General features: G+C 59.9%; 2 protein-coding genes. Both read right to left on the bottom strand.

Features of this window, described 5'->3' with window-relative positions:
* Window positions 1-132 precede the first annotated feature (132 nt).
* Complete coding sequence (locus HU811_RS26155; protein WP_092394052.1) at window positions 133-852, bottom strand: DUF4198 domain-containing protein; 720 nt, start codon at window positions 850-852, stop codon at window positions 133-135.
* Window positions 853-864: 12 nt separating this feature from the next.
* Window positions 865-2,970: a TonB-dependent siderophore receptor gene (locus HU811_RS26150; RefSeq protein WP_186658956.1), complete on the bottom strand. Its 2,106-nt coding sequence runs from the start codon at window positions 2,968-2,970 to the stop codon at window positions 865-867.
* Window positions 2,971-3,116: the final 146 nt, after the last annotated feature.

Genomic DNA, 3,116 nt, shown 5'->3' with positions numbered 1-3,116 from the left:
TGTGGGAGCAAGGCTTGCCCGCGATGGCGGAGGTTCAGTCAGCATTTAAGTTGACTGACACCGCGCTATCGCGGGCAAGCCTTGCTCCCACAGGTCAATCTTTCCCACTGATCAATGCGCCTTCAGTGTGGGTTATTCGTGATGCTCTTCACCCAGGAAGGTCAGCGAGGTGAACACCCCTCGGGTTGCCACGTCCTTGTTGTCCTTGAGCGCAATTTCCATCTGCGCGGCGATCACATTCAACCCCTCGTTACGCACCAGCACTTTGGCCCGGCCTTCGGCGTCGGTTTCAGTCGATACGGTGTCCGGTGCGCTGCGGTAATCACCCACCAGCTTCACCCCGGCGGCCGGTTTGCCGTCCAGCAGCACCCGCACCGGCAGTGACTGGCCCGGGCCAACGGTCAGCGGGTCGACTTCCGGCAGGATCAGGAACTTGACCTGATCGAGTTTTGGCAACTTCGCCCCCGGCTCGTAGATCGCCAGGCTGTACTTGAAGGTGTGGGTCGACTCAATCGCCCCCGGCACCTTGCTGCGACCTTCGTTGATCCACTTCTTGTCGGCGGTCTGGGACCACATGCCGTTGTCCAGCTCCACGGCCATCACGGCGGGTGGCTTGAGGGGTTGCAGGCGAGCATGGTCGGGCAAGCGCTCCACGGTGACCGGGATCATCTTGCCGCCCAGGTCATAGGCCCAGGCGCCGCTGATTTTCTGCGCCTTGAAGGCATTGTCCTCGGCGCCGTGGCCGTAGATCACTTCGATGTTGCCGCGCCGTTGTTCGGTCCACAGGCCATGGGCCGAGGCTTGTGTGGCCAGGAATAGGCTGAGAAGGGCGAAGGTCTTGGGGTATTTCATTGATTTTCCTTTTTACAGATCAAGGGTGAGGCTGACGGTAAAGTTGCGTGGCTCGCCGGGGTTGACCCAGTAGTTGCTGTAGGAGCGCTCGTAGTATTTTTCGTCGAAGACGTTGTTCAGGTTCAGGCCCACGGTGACGTTGTCGCTGGCCTTGTAATGGGCCAGCAGATCCACCGTGTGGTAGGCCGGCAGTTCGAAGTCCTTGCCGGCTTCGCCCGAGCGATCCCCGACGTAAGTGAACGCCGCGCCGACATCCGAGCCGCGCAGGTGCCCGTTCTGAAATTCGTAGACCCCCAGCACGCTGCCGCTGCGCTTGGCGACACCAAGGATCCGGCTGCCGGTGGGAATGGTTTCGTCACCCTTGGTTACCTCGGCATCGATGTAGGCGAAGGCGCCGATCACCCGGATGGCGTCAGTCACCTGTCCGGTGACTTGCAGGTCGAACCCCTGGCTGCGGGCCTTGCCCATGGCGCGGCTGGTATTGGTGGCCGGGTCGAGCGCCAGGACGTTTTCCTTCTCTATATGAAACGCCGCCAGGGTGGTGCTCAGGCGGTCGTCGAACAGTTCGCTCTTGATCCCCACTTCATAACCAACGCCTTCCTCCGGGTCAAAAGTATTGTTGCTGGCGTCCAGGCCATTGTTGGGTTTGAACGAGGTGGAGGCGTTGGCGAACAGCCCGACTTCGGGCGTCAGTTGATACAGCAAACCGGCCCGTTGCGTGAGGGCGTCGTGGCGTTGGCGGTTGGTGCGGTTGGTGACGTGATTGTCGATGCTCTGCTCGAAATGCTCATAACGCACGCCGAGCATGCCTCGCAGTTTGTCGGTGAAGACGATCTGATCCTGAAGATTCAGCGCACGGCTTTTCACACGCTCGAAAAAATCGGTGCCGGTACGTTGACCATCAGGTTTCGGCTGACCATAGACCGGTTGATAGATGTCGATGGGGTAAGTGCCACCGTTGATCGTGGTCACGCGCTCGTTCTTGCGGTAGTCCTCGTACTCAGTGCCGATCAGCAGTTCATGCTGCCAGGGGCCCAGGTCGAACAGGCCTCGCAGTTCCAGCTGGGTAATGCTGTCGTGCCAATTGTTGTCACGTTCGCGGTAGCGGCGGTTCACCGTGTGGCCGTCGGCGTTCAGCGGGAGTGCCTCGGAGGCAAAGCCCCAGAGTTCCCCCTGTTTGTAATGGCTGGCCAGGCGCAGTTGCCAGGCATCGTTGAGCTGATGTTCGAGGGCGGCCTGGAGCATGTTGTTGTGGTTGTCGATGTCGCCGTCGTTGGGTTCGCCCAGGAAGGTCGAGCGGGAAACGCCGCTCCAGCGGTTGTTCGGTGCGACGATGCCGCGGTCGAATGTCGAGCTGTGGCGCACGATTTCGCTTTCCACCAGCAGCCGTGTATCGGGGCTCAGTTGCCAGCTGAGGGAGGGGGCGACGAAGACGCGCTTGCTCTGGACGTGATCGCGAAAGCTGTGATTGTCCTCGACCGCCAGGTTGACCCGCGACAGCAGATTGCCCTCAGCGTCCAGGGGCGTGTTGACGTCCAGCGCGGTGCGGTAGCGATCCCAGCTGCCAGCGCTGGTTTGCAGGGTGGTGAAGGCTTCGGGTTGGGGCTTTTTGGTGACGATGTTCACCGTACCGCCGGGGTCGCCGCGCCCGTAAAGGCTGGCCGCCGGTCCTTTGAGCACTTCGATGCGTTCGATGTTGGCCGCGTCCGGCGTACTCGGATAACCCCGGTTGGCGCTGAAACCGTCCTTGTAGAACTCCGAAGTGGTAAAACCGCGCACGCTGTATTCGTAGAGCGTCAGGCCACCGAAGTTGTTTTGCTTCGACACGCCGCCGGCATATTCCAAGGCCCGTTCAACGTTGGTGCTGCCCAGGTCCTTGAGAACGCTGGCGGGGATCACACTGATCGATTGCGGGATGTCCCGCAGGGCGGTATCGGTTTTGGTGGCGCTGGCCGAGCGAGTGGCGCGATAACCCGTTACGGGACCGGTAGGGGATTCGTAGTCGGCAGAGACGTTGATGGTGTCCAGTTCCATCGGCTGGATTTCCTCGGCCATAACCGGTTCACCCAGCAGACCCAGGGCCAGGCTGGCGAGGGAAATCCGTTTTAGAGATGACATGTTATGTTGTTCCAATTCTTAGAATAGAAACAATATAACACTACTAATGAGAATTTATGCTATTCCTGGCTAACTAAAATAACCGAGGCGAACGCGGTCTTTTTAGGGCGAGGGAACTTGCTCCCGCTGGATTCTGTAGGAGCTGT

Origin of the sequence: Pseudomonas tehranensis, assembly GCF_014268615.1 — a bacterium.
GTDB lineage: Bacteria > Pseudomonadota > Gammaproteobacteria > Pseudomonadales > Pseudomonadaceae > Aquipseudomonas > Aquipseudomonas tehranensis.
This window is presented reverse-complemented; position numbering and strand designations above follow the sequence as displayed.